The 18,488-nt window shown below is 46.2% G+C and carries 16 protein-coding genes; 4 read left to right on the forward strand and 12 right to left on the reverse strand.

All coding sequences use genetic code 11. The features are described 5' to 3' along the window. Positions 1–64: 64 nt before the first annotated feature. Positions 65–805 carry an amino acid ABC transporter permease gene (locus OH459_RS22495; RefSeq protein WP_009699092.1) on the reverse strand — a complete coding sequence of 247 codons (741 nt, stop codon included), beginning with the start codon at positions 803–805 and terminating at the stop codon, positions 65–67. A 122-nt stretch (positions 806–927) separates the two neighbouring features. Here OH459_RS22495 and OH459_RS22500 point away from each other — a divergent pair, with 122 nt between their 5' ends. Continuing rightward, positions 928–1,704: a transporter substrate-binding domain-containing protein gene (locus OH459_RS22500; RefSeq protein WP_269988905.1), complete on the forward strand. Its 777-nt coding sequence runs from the start codon at positions 928–930 to the stop codon at positions 1,702–1,704. Positions 1,705–1,775: 71 nt separating this feature from the next. Here the strand turns inward: OH459_RS22500 and punC are convergent, their stop codons facing one another. Beyond that, positions 1,776–2,981 (reverse strand): purine nucleoside transporter PunC, encoded by a 1,206-nt coding sequence (gene punC / locus OH459_RS22505; protein WP_005451019.1) that lies wholly within the window; start codon positions 2,979–2,981, stop codon positions 1,776–1,778. Between the two features lie 153 nt (positions 2,982–3,134). Between punC and punR the strand changes: the two genes are divergently transcribed. Then, positions 3,135–4,037, forward strand: a complete 903-nt coding sequence (punR, locus tag OH459_RS22510) for a DNA-binding transcriptional activator PunR (RefSeq protein ID WP_005451018.1) — start codon at positions 3,135–3,137, stop codon at positions 4,035–4,037. Between the two features lie 37 nt (positions 4,038–4,074). Here the strand turns inward: punR and ilvA are convergent, their stop codons facing one another. From ilvA to ilvG, 5 genes are read right to left on the reverse strand one after another with little or no spacing between them, the layout of a single operon-like run. After that, positions 4,075–5,622 (reverse strand): threonine ammonia-lyase, biosynthetic, encoded by a 1,548-nt coding sequence (gene ilvA / locus OH459_RS22515; RefSeq protein ID WP_269988907.1) that lies wholly within the window; start codon positions 5,620–5,622, stop codon positions 4,075–4,077. Positions 5,623–5,626: 4 nt separating this feature from the next. Continuing rightward, positions 5,627–7,468 (reverse strand): dihydroxy-acid dehydratase, encoded by a 1,842-nt coding sequence (gene ilvD / locus OH459_RS22520; RefSeq protein ID WP_005451017.1) that lies wholly within the window; start codon positions 7,466–7,468, stop codon positions 5,627–5,629. 13 nt (positions 7,469–7,481) lie between these two features. Continuing rightward, positions 7,482–8,420, reverse strand: a complete 939-nt coding sequence (gene ilvE, locus OH459_RS22525) for a branched-chain-amino-acid transaminase (RefSeq protein ID WP_005451015.1) — start codon at positions 8,418–8,420, stop codon at positions 7,482–7,484. A gap of 12 nt (positions 8,421–8,432) precedes the next feature. Next, positions 8,433–8,717, reverse strand: coding sequence for an acetolactate synthase 2 small subunit (ilvM, locus tag OH459_RS22530; RefSeq protein WP_005440786.1), 285 nt, complete (start codon positions 8,715–8,717; stop codon positions 8,433–8,435). An 11-nt stretch (positions 8,718–8,728) separates the two neighbouring features. Continuing rightward, the gene (gene ilvG, locus OH459_RS22535) at positions 8,729–10,375 is read right to left on the reverse strand and encodes an acetolactate synthase 2 catalytic subunit (protein WP_269988908.1); all 1,647 of its coding nucleotides are present in this window, start codon (positions 10,373–10,375) and stop codon (positions 8,729–8,731) included. 463 nt (positions 10,376–10,838) lie between these two features. Between ilvG and OH459_RS22540 the strand changes: the two genes are divergently transcribed. Next, entirely contained in the window at positions 10,839–12,362 is a 1,524-nt protein-coding gene (locus tag OH459_RS22540; protein ID WP_005451005.1) for a YifB family Mg chelatase-like AAA ATPase, read from the forward strand. Positions 12,363–12,364: 2 nt separating this feature from the next. On the opposite strand, the gene OH459_RS22545 is transcribed toward OH459_RS22540, so the two are convergent. Further along, on the reverse strand, positions 12,365–13,198 hold the full coding sequence (locus OH459_RS22545; RefSeq protein WP_269988910.1) for a sensor domain-containing diguanylate cyclase: 834 nt from the start codon (positions 13,196–13,198) through the stop codon (positions 12,365–12,367). Between the two features lie 149 nt (positions 13,199–13,347). After that, a complete protein-coding gene (locus OH459_RS22550; RefSeq protein ID WP_050902754.1) occupies positions 13,348–14,304 on the reverse strand; it encodes a DUF2860 domain-containing protein in 957 nt (318 codons plus the stop codon). Between the two features lie 164 nt (positions 14,305–14,468). On the opposite strand from OH459_RS22550, the gene OH459_RS22555 reads away from it, so the two are divergent. Then, complete coding sequence (locus OH459_RS22555; protein WP_017818137.1) at positions 14,469–15,347, forward strand: acyltransferase; 879 nt, start codon at positions 14,469–14,471, stop codon at positions 15,345–15,347. Positions 15,348–15,387: 40 nt separating this feature from the next. On the opposite strand, the gene OH459_RS22560 is transcribed toward OH459_RS22555, so the two are convergent. From OH459_RS22560 to ccoG, 3 genes are read right to left on the reverse strand one after another with little or no spacing between them, the layout of a single operon-like run. Next, the gene (locus tag OH459_RS22560; RefSeq protein WP_005451000.1) at positions 15,388–15,990 is read right to left on the reverse strand and encodes a thiol:disulfide interchange protein DsbA/DsbL; all 603 of its coding nucleotides are present in this window, start codon (positions 15,988–15,990) and stop codon (positions 15,388–15,390) included. 34 nt (positions 15,991–16,024) lie between these two features. Next, complete coding sequence (locus OH459_RS22565) at positions 16,025–17,011, reverse strand: serine/threonine protein kinase (protein ID WP_005450998.1); 987 nt, start codon at positions 17,009–17,011, stop codon at positions 16,025–16,027. A gap of 48 nt (positions 17,012–17,059) precedes the next feature. Further along, positions 17,060–18,481: a cytochrome c oxidase accessory protein CcoG gene (gene ccoG, locus OH459_RS22570; protein ID WP_005450996.1), complete on the reverse strand. Its 1,422-nt coding sequence runs from the start codon at positions 18,479–18,481 to the stop codon at positions 17,060–17,062. Positions 18,482–18,488 lie beyond the last annotated feature (7 nt).

Below are 18,488 nucleotides of genomic sequence, written 5' to 3' on the forward strand. Positions count from 1 at the left end.
CGAAATAAACCAAAGCCGCTCAGATGAGCGGCTTTGTTGTATCTAGTGTTGTGAAAGGGAGAGTTTAGTGACTCGGAATCGCTATGCGTTTTTCTAGCCAGCGAACCGCTTGAGAGACCAAAAGAATCAGTACCAAGTACTCTAAGACGAGAAATGTATAGATCTCTAATGGTAAGTACTCATTCACGACCAATTCATTAGCACGCCTTGTTAAGTCGCTTAGACCGATTACGCTGACTAACGAACTCATCTTAAGGATATAAACAAATTGATTCCCCAGCGGCGGTAAGATTTGGCGAAATGCTTGTGGAAGGATCACTAAGCGCATTTTTTGCCAGTAGTTTAACCCTAATGACTCCGCTGCCTCGTGTTGTCCGCGACTGATGGCTTGGATTCCCCCTCTAAATACTTCCGCCATAAAGGCACTTTCTGCGATAGTTAGCGCAATGACACCTGCCCAAAAGTGGTTTAAGGATACATCGAGTAACGTTGGCATTCCGTAATACACCCACAGCAACAATACCAAAACGGGAATAGAGCGGATCACTTCTACATAAACGCGGTTGATCCACTTGAGCACCGGAGAGTCAGAAAGGGCGGGAAGAGCAATAATCAATCCGATGGTCATTGCAAACAGCATGCTGAGTAGTGACACTTGGATCGTGTCATTAAAACCGGCGACCAAAAACTTGATGTTTGTTAGCCCTTGCTCGGTTGATGGGTCAAGCACATACCAGCCCCATTGGTAATCGGAACAACCGGTGAGAAACAGCAGCGAAACTAAGCATAGATGTCGATAGTTCACATTTACTCCCTGAACTGACTAAAAAACTTCCTTTGTTGCTGCTATGTTATCAATGAAGCCGTACTAATGGTTAATAATTAAAGGGAATATCTCCTACCGTCATTCTTTTAAGGGAATAGAAAATGAAAAAAACTTTGCTTGCGCTAGGAATGTGTTTGCTTGCGATAACTCAAGTCGCTCATGCAGAAAGTCGTCTACAAGAGATCTTAGATAAAGGTGTGTTGCGTGTCGGGACGACAGGGGATTGGAATCCGATGACGATGAAAGATCCAGCGACCAATAGCTATCGTGGTTTTGATATCGACGTCACCTCTGAGCTTGCTAAAGATCTTGGTGTTAAGGTGGAATACGTCGCGACCGATTGGAAAACGCTAGTCAATGGCATTACTGCCAACAAATACGATATTACGGGTAGTGCATCATTGAATATGTCACGAGCGAAAGTTGCGGGTTATAGCCAACCGTATTTCTACCTTGCGTTTGTTCCTGTTGTACAAAAGAAAGACTTAGCGAAGTTCTCTGATTGGGCTGACTTTGACAAACCTGATGTAAAAGTGGCGGCTACGCTGGGGACAGTGCAAGAAAAGATGGTCAAAGATTTCTTTCCATCTGCACAACATATTGTGATTGAAGCGCCTGCGCGTGATTTCCAAGAATTATTAGCTCGCCGCGCTGATGTATCGGTAACATCCAATGTAGAAGCGGCAACGTTGGTGACCAAGTTTAAGCAACTGGCGATAGTGCCGGTGAAGGAGCCTCGTAAGCCTACCCCTATTGCGATGCTGCTACCTCAAGATGATCAAGTATGGATTAATTACATCAATCATTGGGTTGAGTTGAAGCAAACCCAAGGCTTCTTTGAGCAAACCGCTGAAAAGTGGGGACTGAAGAGCATGTAATTTCGTTGCTTATTGTTACTATCACAGAATAAAAGAGCCGCTCAGCAGCGGCTCTTTGTTTTAAGATGAATCTAAAGCTCGTCTTCACTCACTACGCGAGCATTGTCTGGAGTTGTGAAGTGTTTAGATAATTCACGGTTAGACAAGATGTAACCCATCCATAGACCACCCATACAGATGATGATTGCAACACCCGTTACCATCTGAGCTTGGCTTGCCATCGCTGCTACTAGTGCGCTTGATAGGCTGCTCACGGTAATTTGCAGGCTGTTTTGCAAACCAGCTGCGGTTGCAGGGCTTTGCTTCGCACTTGCCAATGCACGGTTTACTACGATTGGGTACAGTGCACCATTCGCTACCGCAATCAAACAGAAAGGCGCTAGGATTGGCCAGATGGAGGTCAATTCCCACTGCGAAGCTACAAAGATAAGCAACGCGGCAACACTGAATAAACCGATCAACTGACGCAGAATTTTTTCATCACCAAATTTGCGAACACCAACTTTACCTAGGTAACCACCCACCATGAAAGCAATGGTTTGTGGGATAAAGCTCAAACCGATGTCTTTTGCTTCGTAGCCGAGTTGAGACATGATTTCTGGCATACCTGTTAGGTAAGCGAAGAAAGCTGCAGATGCCGTCGCAAACATAAACACGTTGCCTAGGTAAGTTTTAGATCCTAGAAGTGCTTTGATGTCAGACGACATGCTGGTTTGTTTTGTTTCTGCCTTTTCATTTTTTTGCGCCATTGTCGCAACGACAAGCAGTACGCCCATCAGTGTCAACGCTACAAAAATGCTATGCCAGCCAAAACTATCTGCGAGCAGTACACCTAACTGAGGTGCTAATGCTGGAGACAGAGCCACCAGCGGCATGATGGTCGCAAAAATCTGCTGGCTACTGCTAGAGTGACGTTTGATCACCATCGCTTGCCAAATAACAGCTGGGGCACAGACACCAATTGCTTGAACAAAGCGCAATGCTAATAGTTGCCACACTTGCTCACTGAATGCGAGACCGAAGGACGCAACAGTAAACAGCACTAAACCAGCTGCCAGTGTATTACGGTGTCCAAATTTGTCTGAAGCCAAGCCCCACATCAATTGACCAAAAGCCATACCAACAAGAAATACGGTCAGTGAAAGTGCGATTTGTTCTGGACCTGTTGCAAAGTCGATTTCCATCGCTTTGAACGCAGGTAGGTACATATCGGTCGCAATAAAGCCAAGCATAGACAAGGCTGCAAGGTAAACGAGTTGTAGTTTTGATATTTTCATGATTCAACCAATCAAATTATTTAATCATTTTTTAGTCAATATCAGTTGGCGCCAACCCTGATTTATTTACCTCGCCATTCTATTTTTCGATTTTAAGAAAATAAAACGCTAAAATTATTGGTTATTAATCAAAAATTTTGAAAGGTTGAAATCATGTTCTCCAAGTCTTCACTGGAAATGCTCGATACCGTTGCTCGATTGGGCAGTTTTACTGCGGCTGCTGAAGTGCTGCATAAAGTCCCTTCTGCGATCAGCTACGGTGTTCGTCAAGTAGAGCAAGATCTCGATGTAGTGTTGTTCCGTCGATTACCGAGAAAAGTGGAACTGACACCAGCTGGAGAGCTGTTCATTGAAGAAGCGCGTTTAATGCTACGACAAATGGCTGAAGTGAAAGCGCAAACTCGCCGCGCGGCACATGGTTGGCAGTCAACATTGAAGCTCACACTGGATAACGTGGTTAAGCTCGATAAGCTTAAGCCTTTGGTTGAAGATTTTTATCGTGAGTTTGAATTTGCTGAGCTGCAAATCAACATGGAAGTGTTTAACGGCTCATGGGAAGCGATTGCCCAAGGGCGTGCTGATATTGTCGTCGGTGCAACGTCAGCGATTCCAGTTGGGGGTGATTTTGAAGTAAAAGACATGGGGGTATTGGATTGGGCATTTGTTATGTCACCTGCGCACCCTTGTGTTCGCCAGCAAGTCCTGACAGAAGAGTTTGTGAGTCAATTTCCGGCGATCTGTCTCGATGATACCTCGAACGTGCTGCCAAAACGTCATACTGGTCATTATCCGAAACAGCGTCGTCTGCTGTTACCTAATTGGTATAGCGCGATCGAATGTCTGAAGAATGGAGTAGGAGTCGGTTACATGCCGCGCCATATTGCCATGCCACTGATCCACGATGGTGTGCTGGTGGAAAAAGTCCTGGAGGATGATAAACCGTTGAGCCAATGTTGTTTGGTGTGGCGTAAAGATGACAATCACAAGTTGATTCAATGGATGGTGGATTACTTAGGCACACCAAATAAACTGCATCAGGATTGGCTGCAGTACTAACAAAAAGCCACTTTCAAGGAAAGTGGCTTTGGCGGCTCTAAGACAAGAAAAACTTGTAAGACGGGTTATCTGTTTCGTCTTTGCATTGATAGCCAAGTTCGCGCAAATGCGCAGAAAACTGAGCTAAATCGCTTTCATCTAACTCGAAACCACATAAAACGCGTCCGTAGTCAGCGCCGTGGTTACGGTAGTTGAACAAGCTGATATTCCAATGGGTACCGAGTGTACTCAAGAACTTCAGTAGCGCTCCCGGATATTCTGGAAACTCAAAGCTGTAGAGGCGTTCTTTGAGTGGCTTAGATGGCTTACCACCAATCATGTAGCGTACGTGCAGTTTCGCCATTTCATCATCAGAGAGGTCAACCACAGGGTAACCACCATCACGCAAGTCATGGATGATGTTTTCTAGTTCTTCCTGACCGCCTTGCAAACGCACACCGACAAAGATATTCGCCAGTGCGTCATCGTTGTAACGATAGTTAAACTCCGTTACAGCACGACCGCCAATGAGGTTACAGAACTCAAAGAAGGCACCTTGACGCTCAGGAATGGTGACCGCAAGCAGGCCTTCACGTTTCTCACCAAGCTCGCAGCGTTCAGAAACATAACGCAAACCATGGAAGTTGGTGTTGGCGCCTGACAGTACGGTGCCTAGATTTTTGCCTTCGAGTTTGTTTTGCTCAGCAAACTTCTTTAAGCCCGCTAGAGCTAGTGCGCCGGAAGGTTCTGCGATAGCACGAGTATCTTCAAAGATGTCTTTCACAGCAGCGCAGATTTCATCACTGGAGACTGCGATATGCCCATCAATGTACTTTTGGCACAGACGAAACGTCTCTTCACCAATGCGCTTTACTGCGACGCCATCGGCAAACATGCTGACTTGGTCTAGTACGACTGGCTCACCAGCATCCAAAGCTGCTTTTAAGCATGAAGAGTCTTCTGGCTCGACCGCAATTACTTTGATTTCTGGCATCAACTGCTTCACAAGCACCGCTACGCCTGCGGCTAAACCGCCACCACCAACAGGTACGAAGATGTAATCCAGGTGACCATTTTGCTGCAGCATTTCCATGCCGATAGTACCTTGACCTGCAATCACCAGTGGATGATCGAATGGTGGGACAAAGGTATAACCGTTTAACTCGGATAGGCGCTCAGCTTCCGCTTTTGCTTCATCAAAATTACTGCCATGCAGCACCACGTTGCCACCAAACCCGCGTACCGCATCGACTTTGATATCTGGTGTGGTTTTTGGCATCACGATGGTGGTTTTTATGCTTAGCTTTGTACCCGAAAGCGCCATGCCTTGGGCGTGATTACCTGCGGATGCAGCAATGACACCAGCGGCTTTCTGTGCTTCAGACAGGCTTGCCACCATGTTGTAAGCACCGCGCAGTTTGAACGAGTGCACGGGCTGGCGATCTTCGCGCTTGATTTGCACATTGTTACCAATGCGTGCAGCAAGGCGAGGCATTTCTTGCAATGGGGTGACTGTCGCGACTTCATACACAGGAGCTCGCAAGATCTGGCGCAGATAATCTGCACCAGATTGGTTTTCCTGTTTTAAGGGAAAGGGTTGACTCATAAAGCTAGCCCTCGAGCTTAGATTTGTCTCGTACTGCACCTTTGTCAGCACTGGTCGCCATACTTGCGTAAGCTTTAAGTGCAAATGAAACTTCACGTTGGCGGTCAACAGGTTTCCAGCCTAGTTCGTCTTGTTTTGCACGTCGCTCAGCAAGCTCTTGTTCAGATACTTGGAGTGAAATTGAACGATTTGGAATATCAATTGCGATCATATCGCCTTCTTTTACCAGACCAATCGCACCGCCATTTGCCGCTTCAGGAGAGGCGTGACCAATAGACAGACCTGATGTGCCTCCAGAGAAGCGACCGTCAGTCAGAAGTGCACACTCTTTACCGAGTCCCATCGATTTCAAGTAAGTGGTTGGGTACAGCATTTCTTGCATGCCCGGACCACCTTTAGGACCTTCGTAGCGGATAATAACCACGTCGCCCGCTTTAACTTTTCCGCCTAAGATGCCTTCAACGGCGTCTTCTTGGCTCTCGAAAACCACGGCAGGACCAGTGAACTTAAGAATGCTTTCATCAACGCCAGCGGTCTTAACGATACAGCCATCAAGTGCGATATTGCCAGATAGAACAGCTAGACCACCTTCTTGGCTGAAAGCATTGTCTTTGGCACGAATACAACCTTCAGCGCGGTCATCATCAAGTCGATCCCAGCGACAATCTTGTGAGAATGCTTGTGTAGTGCGAATACCTGCAGGACCTGCGCGGTAGAACTTGAGTACTTCTTCGTCTTCAGTTTGGATGATGTCGTATTTTGCGAGCTGCTCTTTCATGGAAAGACCAAGTACGGTGCGCGCATCATTGTGCAGTAGACCGGCACGGTCAAGCTCACCAAGGATAGCCATTACACCACCAGCGCGGTGCACGTCTTCCATGTGGTATTTCTGAGTGGACGGTGCGACTTTACACAGGTGCGGTACTTGGCGAGACAGGCGATCGATATCTTCCATATCAAAATCGACTTCGCCTTCTTGCGCTGCTGCTAATAAGTGCAAAATCGTATTGGTTGAGCCACCCATAGCGATGTCCAGTGCCATAGCATTTTCAAAGGCATCAAAGGTTGCGATGTTGCGTGGCAATGCGGATTCGTCATCTTGCTCGTAGTAACGACGAGTCAGTTCAACAATGCGTCGACCCGCGTTAAGGAATAGCTGTTCACGGTCTGCGTGAGTCGCCAACATAGAACCGTTGCCCGGCTGAGAAAGACCGAGTGCTTCAGTTAAACAGTTCATCGAGTTTGCGGTAAACATGCCTGAACACGATCCACACGTTGGGCATGCACTGCGCTCGATCTGTTCGCTTTGCTCATCAGAAACTTTTGGATCTGCGCCCTGGATCATTGCATCAACAAGGTCTAGCTTGATGATCTGATCGGAAAGCTTGGTTTTACCCGCTTCCATAGGACCACCAGAAACAAAGATAACAGGAATGTTGAGACGCATTGATGCCATCAACATTCCCGGAGTGATTTTGTCACAGTTAGAGATACATACCATAGCATCGGCACAGTGTGCGTTTACCATGTACTCAACGGAGTCTGCGATCAGTTCGCGTGAAGGCAATGAGTACAGCATGCCACCGTGACCCATTGCGATACCATCATCAACGGCGATGGTGTTGAATTCTTTTGCGATACCGCCAGCTTTTTCGATTTCGCGTGCTACAAGCTGACCCATATCTTTCAGGTGTACGTGACCCGGAACAAACTGAGTAAATGAGTTTACTACTGCGATGATTGGTTTACCGAAGTCTTCTTCTTTGACGCCAGTGGCACGCCACAATGCACGTGCTCCCGCCATGTTACGACCATGTGTGGTGGTTGCTGATCTATATTTTGGCATTTCCTAATCCTTCTTACTTCTGTTCTGGGTACACATAGTCTAACCAGCCCCACTTATCTTCCGTGGTGCCGTTAAATAGGCCGAAATAGGCCGCTTGTAGTTCTTTGGTGATAGGACCGCGCTTACCGCTGCCTACTTCAATTTTGTCGATGGTTGCAACAGGTACGACTTCAGCGGCTGTGCCTGTCATGAAGACTTCGTCAGCAAGGTAAAGGGCTTCACGAGCAATGTTTGCTTCACGAACTTCATAGCCTTTATCACGCGCAATGGTCATGATTGAATCGCGAGTGATGCCTGGCAGAATAGCGCTGGTTGCTGGTGGTGTTGTGATGACGCCATCTTTGATAACAAAGATGTTTTCACCTGCGCCTTCCGATAAGTAACCATCTACGCTGAGAGCGATGCCTTCATCATAACCGTGACGACGAGCTTCACCGCCAACGAGCAGTGAAGATAGGTAGTTACCACCTGCTTTCGCTGCGGTAGGGATAGTATTTGGTGCTGCACGGTTCCAGCTTGAAATCATCGCATCAACACCTTTCTCTAACGCTTCTTCACCTAGGTAAGACCCCCAAGGGAAAGCCGCAATGATCAGATCCATTTCAGTGCCAACAGGCGGGCAAACACCCAAGCCAACATTGCCCACAAAGCCCAATGGACGAATGTAAGCACTGTCGAGTTTGTTCTGGCGAAGGGTTTCACGTGTTGCTTCCATAATTTCTTCCACAGAGTATGGAATTGGGAAGCGGTAAATCTTGGCTGAATCTTTTAGACGTTGCGCATGTTCACGGTGACGGAAGACAATTGGTCCTTTTGGCGTGTTGTAACAGCGTACGCCTTCAAAAACAGAGGTGCCGTAATGCATTGCGTGAGTAAGAACGTGAACGTTCGCTTCAGCCCACGGGAGCATCTCACCATTAAACCAAATGTAATCTGCAGTTTTCGTTGCCATTTATTGCCTTCCTTATGCACTTACGTGTTGTTGTAAGTTGTGATTTGGGAGTTCATCGTTGCGGATCTTAAGTACTTCTACGGTACGAATATCCCACAACTTCTCAATTTGATTGACCAAGAACGAGATAGGTCGATCGCTGTCGACGATGATCTCTACGCTGGCTACTTTGCTTTCATGGTTTTGGGTAGCTGCGACTTGTTTGATCACAAAGCCTCGGTGACGAATCACACGAAGAACGCGCTCTAACAGTACCGGTTTGTCGTCGGCTTTGATGTCGAGTAAATATCTGTCCATGTGATTGCCTCTTAAGTGTTTTCCAACATGTCACTATTTGATGCACCTGGCGGTACAAGTGGCCACACGTTTTCTTCCTCATCGATTAAAACGTGAAGCATGTAAGAAGTCTTACTTTCTAGCATCTCTTTGAGAGCCGGTTCGACTTCTTCTTTCTTGGTGATGGTCTTGCCCGGGATATCGAAGGCTTTTGCAAGCATCACGAAATCTGGGTTGTCATCAAGAATGGTTTCGCTATGACGACCGTCGAAGAATAGCGACTGCCATTGGCGAACCATGCCAAGACGTTGGTTGTTAAGAAGGACTATCTTCACTGGAATCTGACGACGCTTCAGCGTGCCCAACTCCTGCACGTTCATCATAAATGAACCGTCACCTGTAATAAGGATAGACTGATCATCAGGACGTGCGACCGCGGCACCCATTGCGGCTGGCAGACCAAAACCCATGGTGCCAAGACCGGCCGAAGTGATGAAGTTTTGTGGATCGCGTGGTTGGATATGTTGTGCTGCCCACATCTGGTGCTGACCGACGTCGGTCGACACAATTGAGCTATCCGGCATCATGTCAGACAGTTGTTTGAGTAGTAGCGGTGCGTAGATCAACTCGCCTGGGTGGTCGTAACGCCATTTGAATCCTCTACGCAGACTTTCGCTGTGATGCACCCAAGGGGAGATATCTTGAGTCAGTTCTAGTTGAGGAAGAATCTTGCTGATTTCACCGCGAAGTGGTGCATTAGCATGGCGAAGCTTGTGAATTTCGGCTGCATCGATATCGATATGAATCACTTTGGCATGCGGCGCAAAGGTATCGAGTTTGCCCGTCACACGATCATCAAAACGAGCCCCAACCACAATCAAAAGGTCAGATTCTTGAACTACTAGGTTCGCAGCTTTAGTGCCGTGCATACCCAGCATACCTAAATAGTGTGGGTCATGACGTTCAATGGTGCCCAAGCCTTTCAGCGTGCTGACCGCTGGCATTGGGTTTAACCGTAGAAACTCGCGTACTGCATCTGTCGCTTTGGCAATCTGTACACCACCGCCGACGTATAAAACTGGGCGAGTTGAAGCGGCAAGTACTTCTTGTGCGCGCTGGATATCGGCTTCACTTGCTAATGGAGGGGCTGGTGGAACAAAAGGAGGCAGAAGTTCTATGGGTGCTTGGGCAAGCTGAACGTCTTTGGCGATATCGACAATCACTGGACCTGGTCGACCTGTTTTTGCAACTTCGAACGCTTCGGCAAGTGTTGGAGCAAGGTCTTCAATGTCGGTCACTAGGTAGCTGTGTTTGGTACAAGCTAGGGACATACCAATCACATCCATTTCTTGGAATGCATCGGTACCGATATGAGAGCTAGCAACCTGACCTGTGATGGCTACTAGAGGAACGGAATCGAGAAAGGCATCGGCAAGACCAGTAACAAGGTTGGTGGCTCCTGGTCCGGAAGTTGCCATACAAACCGCAACGTCTTGTGTTGCGCGGGCCATCCCTATGGCGGCCATGGCAGCCCCTTGTTCATGACGACATAAGATGTGTTCCACACCTCCGTCATACAAGGCATCGTAGATCGGCATGATGGCTCCACCCGGATACCCAAACACCGTTTCGATGCCTTGTTGCCTTAAAGCGGCTACGACTAGTTCTGCACCGGTCATCGTAAACCTCCTTTGCTACGTTGTGGCTCGTAGCTATCGCCATGTGTTTTGCACTTCATGTGCACTCCCATTCTTCCCGTTAAGCTGTCTGAGGGTTAGACAGATGACAACTTGTAGTTGTAAAAAAACCCCCGGACTTTTCAGTGCGGGGGTTTTTCGTAATTTGTGGTTATCTTTCGCCCACAATACCCCGCGCGGTGCCAATAATGACCACGATAATCAGGGCTAGCAGTGAGTTGTTGTGAGCGAATAAGTTCATCTGTCTGTCGTTCTTTTTTTCGTTAAAAAGTAGTGTGTAATGTTCTACGAAAATGTTTGCGTCATTAGTGGTAACACACAAATCTGCTGCATGACAAGCAAAAAGTCATTCTTTTTTCACATTAAGTACCATTCTGGACAGGCTATATAACATATCCATATAGAAAACATCTGGTTATATAACGAACAAAAATTTGAGGAAATTATGGGGCTGGCAATCATTCATAGTCGAGCAAGTGTGGGTGTGCAAGCGCCGTCGGTAAGCGTGGAAGTCCACATCAGCAATGGGATGCCGGGGTTTACGCTGGTGGGTCTACCGGAAACCACAGTAAAAGAATCGAAAGATCGTGTCCGAAGTGCGATCGTTAATTCCAACTTTCAGTTCCCAGCAAAACGAATTACGGTCAATTTGGCTCCTGCTGACTTGCCCAAAGAAGGTGGGCGCTTTGATCTGCCGATTGCATTAGGGATTTTGGCTGCTTCAGAACAAATCGCGACAGATAAGCTCAAAAACTACGAATTTGTTGGTGAATTAGCCCTTTCTGGAGGGCTGAGACCTGTAAAAGGCGTGCTACCTGCTGCGTTGGCTGCGAACAAAAAACAGCGTCGTTTAGTGGTGCCTCATGCGAATGGTGATCAAGCGGCATTAGTGGGGAAAGAGCAGCATAAATCAGCCCAATCGTTACTGGAAGTGTGTGCTGAGCTTTGTGGTCAGCATCAATTGAATTTATATCAAACCCCGAAGAAAAAAGAGACCAAAACGCACGGTCGTGATTTACAAGACATCATTGGTCAACAACAAGGTAAACGCGCTTTAGAAATTGCTGCGGCTGGCAATCACAACCTACTTTTTCTTGGCCCTCCTGGTACAGGTAAAACCATGTTAGCATCACGGCTATGTGATTTATTGCCAGAGATGAGCGATGAAGAAGCCATGGAAACCGCTTCTGTGGCGTCGCTGACTCAAAGTGAAATCAATGAACACAATTGGAAAACACGACCGTTCCGCGCTCCGCACCATTCCAGCTCAATGGCTGCTTTAGTCGGAGGTGGCTCAGTACCAAGACCGGGCGAGATATCTCTAGCCCATAATGGGTTGTTGTTTTTAGATGAGATGCCGGAGTTTGACCGTAAGGTGCTCGATTCTTTGCGAGAGCCTTTGGAGTCAGGAGAAATTATTATCTCTAGAGCGCAAGGTAAAACGCGCTTTCCTGCTCGATTCCAATTGGTTGGTGCATTAAACCCCAGTCCGACAGGATATTATGAAGGGAATCAAGCACGGACGAATCCACAAGCTATTTTGCGCTACCTTGGACGTTTATCAGGTCCGCTTCTAGATCGTTTTGACATGTCGCTGGAAATTCCTGCTCTGCCGAAAGGCACATTATCTGAAGGGGGCGATCGAGGGGAACCAACAGCGGCGGTCAAGGAACGAGTAAATCAAGCACGCAATGATATGCTCAATCGCAGCGGTAAGGTTAATGCACTGTTGGGCAGTCGAGAGATTGAAGCGTTTTGCCCGCTACAAAAAAGCGATGCCGAGTTTCTAGAGAACGCTTTGCACCGCTTGGGATTGTCGATTCGCGCGTATCACCGCATCATCAAAGTTGCGCGTACTATCGCTGATCTGGAAGGTTCACCACAAATTGAACGAACTCACCTTGCTGAAGCATTGGGGTATCGAGCGATGGATAGATTACTCAAACAGTTGACGGCGCAGGCAGTATAAATTTAAGCCTGCTTTCGGTTGCGTTTATCTTGGTAGAGTGCTTGGTCAGCACGCTCGATACATTGCTCAAGACTCCCTTGGCACTCCACCAAGCCAAAACTGAATGAGATACCATGTAGATGGATATCATTTTCTACAAATTGGCGAATATTCAACAGGATGTCTTGAGCACTGGATAATGGCATGCAATCAAATAGGACGACAAACTCATCACCACCAACCCGGTAGAGCGTGCCATTCTCTCCCAGTTTTTGCATCATTAAGGTGGCAAAGTCGATCAGTACTTTATCTCCAATAGCATGACCATAAGTGTCGTTAACTTGCTTGAATTTATCCAAATCAAGATAAGCCACAACGCAGCAGTCACAGCCCTTTTGTATGGCTGACATCAACGCTTTTTTATTTAATGCACCTGTTAGGTGATCGTAATGCAGGCTTTGTTTTAACTGGTTTTGTTCTTCGATACGCGCTGTTATATCCCATGCCATCAATACGATATGACGCTCACCATTAACTTCGGTAAGGTAGCGCATCGATTCAAAGTGGTGATTTTGAAAGGTTTCAATATCCACTCGCATCGGGGCTTTGCTGTCGATCAAAGCTTGGTCATTGCGTTTGCATTGAAGTAACAGATCTCGTAGGTCTTCGTTATCACAATCTCTGATCATGTTGTCTAAGCTGATGCCGAGAATGTCTTCTTCGAAGAAAGCACGGTAGCGCTGGTTGAGGGCGACATGTTCACCTGTCTCTTTTCGCACAGCGATAAAACCCGGAAAGTTCTTGGAAAGAACGCTCATTAAGTTTTGTTCGGAAGCGTATTGAGGATCGATGTGCATGTATGGCTCTCGCAAATAATAAATAGGGCGCATATTATCCACAAGAGCGTTCGATTGGCTATTGTTTGAGCAATGAATTGTTTTTATTGTGACGATCAGTCCATTTTATACTCGCAGCAAATGGATCCCATTTACTGCGAGAATCGATCTTAGAAGTTGTAGTTCATACCAACTGAAACTAAATATTCTTTCTCATCGTAGAAAGTGATATTCGAATCGGTATTGCTGTAGCCAGCCAGAGAAATGAACGACCAGTTTTGCCAATCGAATACATTTTCGTATTCGTATGCCGCAAACAGACTTAATGTGTCGTCGCTACGTGTTTTACCAAACGTGTTGCTTGCTGATTGGTAGTCTTTCATTGTGTAGCCAGCGGTTAAGGCAAAGCGGTGACGGTTCATAAATTGGAACCAGCTTAAGTCTAAACCATATGAATCAAATGACTCGGCATCACCAACGGCATCTTGATTAATGTAGGTTAAAGCAGGTTGTAGCATTGATGTGCGACTCAACGGGATACGATAATCGCCTTTTACGTAATATACTTTCGCGTCACGGGCTAAAGTGTGGTCAGTGACTTCATCTTTTTCCACATCTTTGTCTGCGTATGCCAAATCAAGGTTAAAGTTGTCATCTAAGAAGCGTTTGATTTGGAAGCGGTACGCGTTGCCACCTTCGTCAGTGGTTTGTCTTGCAGAGCCTGTTTTATATGGGTTGCGCCACGTTTCACCTTTTAAAACGGTAGGAAGGTAAGAGACATCTAATATTGTGCCTGATGGCAATTGGTACTGATATCCTAACTGGAACGCTAAAGTACCCACTGCAATATCGGCACGCGTAGTACCAACGTATATTTGCTGGTTGAGTTTGCTACCAAATGTATAAGCGATGTTGCCTAATGGCGCAGCAATAAAGGAGCTATCACTCTCAGCGCTTTGATCGAGAGAGTTGATGGTGCTGCTATTATCGGTATTGAAATGAGATTCTGATGAAACGAAGCCTGCATTGAGCGAAATTTCACCGCTAAAACCTGCTGTTTCAGCAAGTTGAGCCTGAGCTGTACTGACGATAAGAGCCAAAGGCAGTAAGGTTAGCCTTGGATTCATTCGCTTTCTCCTTGTTTGTCGAATGAAGAATGTTAGTTGAGCGTTGGTCCGGTTTTACAGTGAAACAAATCTGACCATTATTACAAATATTCCAATGTGGCAACGGATTCGTATAATTACACGCTGTTTTATTGTTCACGTACACTAGTTACTGATTGGTTACCATGTTGGCATATTTGTTACTCATTTTTAACGCTTCTTTTGTGATTATAAATTCTGCGATTTGTTCCATCGCTATTTGTATCATTGCCATTTTTAAGCTTTTGCTTCCAACAGCAAAGCTCAAAGCCAAGGGTACCGAAGCTGCAAACAAAATGATGTGGGTTTGGGCTACAGTCAATGCAGGCATCCTTGCTTTGTTTAATCGCGTTGAATGGGATGTTCAAGGCGGAGAAAACTTAAAGAAAGATGGTTGGTACCTACTGATCAGTAATCATCTTAGTTGGACTGATATTGTTGTACTGTGCTGCGTATTTAAAGATCGCATTCCTATGCCTAAATTTTTCCTAAAACAACAGCTACTTTACGTGCCTTTTATTGGTATGGCTTGTTGGGCATTAGATATGCCATTTATGCGTCGCTATTCTCGTGAATATCTGCTTCGTAATCCACATAAACGTGGACAAGATTTGCAAACGACGCGCCGCTCTTGCGCCAAGTTTAAACATACACCAACTACAGTAGTGAATTACGTGGAAGGAACGCGTTTTACACAAGAGAAGCAACGTAAAAGTCGAGCGGGTTATCAATATTTGTTGCAGCCAAAATCAGGTGGTATTGCTTATACGTTAGCGGCAATGGGTGAGCAATTTGAGAACATCATTGATGTGACCTTGGCATATCCAGAGAATACGGAGAAGCCATTTAAAGATATTCTTATGGGGCGTATGACCAAGATTGTCGTGCGTGTGAAAGTGCTTCCTGTCGACGAACGTGTATTGGGCGATTATTTTAATGACAAGCCGTATAAACGCCAATTCCAACAATGGCTTGGTGATGTTTGGCAGGAGAAAGATCAACTGCTGCAAGAAATACACAAATAAAGAAGGGGAGCACATTGCTCCCCTTCTTTATTTGCTCAGATTACTTAAGCGTTAGCAAGTAGTTTACTAGTGCAAAGTACTCGTCCATTGACTTAATGCCTTGCGCTTGAACTAGGTACTTATTGTTAACGATAACTGCAGGAACGCCTGTTAGACCGCTGTTTTCAAATTGCTTGTCCATACGGCGAACCATTGAATCGACTGCGAAACCTTTGAATGCTGCGTCGAATTTTTTCGCGTCCACACCTTCGTCTAGGAAGATTTGACGAATTTCAGCATCGTCACGTGGTGGCTTACGCATGTTGTGGATACGGTTAAACATCACAGGCACCATCTTATCTTCTACTTTTAGAGCAACCATGGTCGCGTATGCTTTGCTCATTGAAGGTCCCATGTTTCCGCCCATGAAGGATACGTGGTTCTTCTGTAGCTTTACGCCTTCAGGTAGCTTTTGTTTCAGCTGCTGAATGATAGGCTCGAATGAATGACAGTGTGGGCAGTAGAAAGAGAAGAACTCAGTCACGACAGGCTTTTTCGATGCCTCTAGATCCAATACTTTGTAATGTTCACCTTCTTTGAATTGCGCTGCATGTGCCGACAGGCTTAGCATCAGCATAGAAAACAGTGCGAACAGCTTTTTCATTTAAATATCTCCATTTTGAATTGTTCGGCCTGACTTACCATTGAGGCATTAAAGACAGTGGTGCTTCTTCTAAGTTGGCAATCTGCTCTTTAAATGCAAGGACCTGACCTTCCCAGTATTTTGGCTCATTGAACCATGGAAAAGCGAGCGGAAATGCCGGGTCATGCCAACGTTTTGCTAGCCATGCCATATAGTGCACCATTCGTAGACCGCGAAGTGGTTCGATTAGTTTCAATTCTGCCGAGTTAAAGTCACAAAACTCCTGATAAGCTTCTAAGACGATATCCAACTGCATTAGTTTATCTTGGCGCTCACCATTGAGTAGCATCCATAAGTCTTGCACTGCTGGACCATTACGTGAGTCATCCAAATCGACAAACATGGGACCATCGCGCCATAAGATGTTGCCCGGATGGCAATCTCCGTGTAGGCGAATGGTATTAAAACCGTCCTGCCAGTGGCTTTCAATCGATTTGATTAACATGTCTAAATCGTTGAAGAAGCTGTTCTCTAAATGCATTGGGATCATGTTAGCGTTTTGCAGAATCTTTCTTGGCTGATAAAGATATTCTTGCAAGCCAATCGTTGGGCGATGCTGGAAGGCTTGGCGGCTGCCTACTTTGTGGATTCGCCCTAAAAAACGACCCACACCTTCGAGCTGATCTAAGTTGTCGACTTCATATTGACGACCTCCCACACTCTCAAATAAAGCAAAGCCGTAGCCTTGGTAATGGTGTAGGGTGTGTCCGTTGATGCGCACGGGTGGAGCAACTGGGATTTCGTTGTCGATCAATTCAAGGGTAAAGTCATGTTCTTCTTGAATTTGTTCATTGCTCCAGCGCTCAGGACGGTAGAACTTCACCACATAGCGCTTGCGTTCTTCATCGGTGAACTGGTAAACACGGTTTTCGTAACTGTTGAGAGCGAGAAATCCAGATTCCGCTCGAATACCGATGCTCTCTAACGCGTACCACATAAAGTCTGGCGTGAGGGCATCAAAGTTGAAGGTGCCTTGGGACATATAAATAAAAAGGCTCATTGCTGAGCCTTTTTCCATTAATCATCGAAGTTATAGCTTCTTGATAAATCGACTTTCCACTTCGATAGTGAATTCGTTGCTCTTATCGGTGAGTATAAACTGAATTGTTGTGATCGCAGAGTTTAGCTTGTCAGGATCTGCGCCAAGGCTCATTGGTAAGTTTAATACTTCTCCTGGTTCAACTTGAATGGTTTGTTTGCCATACCAGCTGACATCACTCAAACCTTCGACGTTCAAGTCGTACTCTTGAACTTGTTGGGTCTTGTTGATCACTTTTAAGGTATAGGTGTTTTCTACTTCGCCAGAGCTGTTAACGCGGAACAATTGGTTACGGTCACGCAGCACGCTCATGCCTGCTGGATCAACCGATGCCACTTGTAAGAAGAATAAGCCAATCATAACCAACAGTACCGCTCCATAACCAAGCAGCTTTGGACGCATGACCTTGGTACTCTTACCTGAGAGTCGATGCTCTGTGGTGTAGTTGATCAGACCTTTCTCGTAACCCATGCGCTCCATGGTGTTGTCACATGCATCAATACACGCGCCACAGTTGATACACTCATACTGCAAGCCATCCCGGATATCGATACCAGTCGGACATACCTGAACACACAGATCACAATCGATACAGTCACCTAAACCAAGTTGCTTTGGATCGGCTTTGCGTGAACGAGGACCACGTTTTTCACCACGTTTGGTGTCGTAACCCACGATGAAGGTGTCTTTATCGAACATAGCCGATTGGAAACGCGCATAAGGGCACATGTGAATACACATAATAGAGCGCATCCAGCCAGCGTTACCGTAAGTACAAATAGCAAAAAACATCACCCAAAATACGGGCCAGAAGTTGGCATTAAAGGTGAAAAAGTCGACGACTAATTGCTTCATGGGTACGAAATAGCCAACAAAGGTAAAGCCTGTCGCAAGAGCTATCGCAAACCACGCAATGTGTTTGAGGGTTTTGCGCATGGCTAAATTTGCAGTCAGCTTATTGGAGTCCTGCTTTCGGCGTTTATTTGCACTGCCTTCGAGTTTCTCTTCAAACCAAATATAGATGAAGGTCCACACGGTTTGCGGGCACAAGTAGCCACACCAAACCCGCCCCAAGAAGGTGGTGATAAAGAACAGCCCAAACGCTGCTATTACAAACAGCAGTGCGAGTAGGGTAAGGTCTTGTGGATACAGCGTTGTGCCGAAAAAGTTGAACTGCTGGTTACCGATGTCCAGCAAAATGGCTTGGCGCTCGCCGTAAGGAATCCATGGTACCAATGCAAACAGCAACAATAAAAACCAACCGCCGTAGCGACGGAGTTTCTGAAAGGTGCCTTTACTTTCTCGAACATAGATTCGATTACTTGGGTTGAAACGATCCCCTTTCCCTTTGTGGGTTTTCGGGTTAAAGGTTTTTGGAGTCACATCTTTGATATCAATCTTATCCTGACTCATGCACACA

It is taken from the genome of Vibrio sp. MM46 (genome assembly GCF_027587135.1).
Lineage (GTDB): Bacteria > Pseudomonadota > Gammaproteobacteria > Enterobacterales > Vibrionaceae > Vibrio > Vibrio harveyi.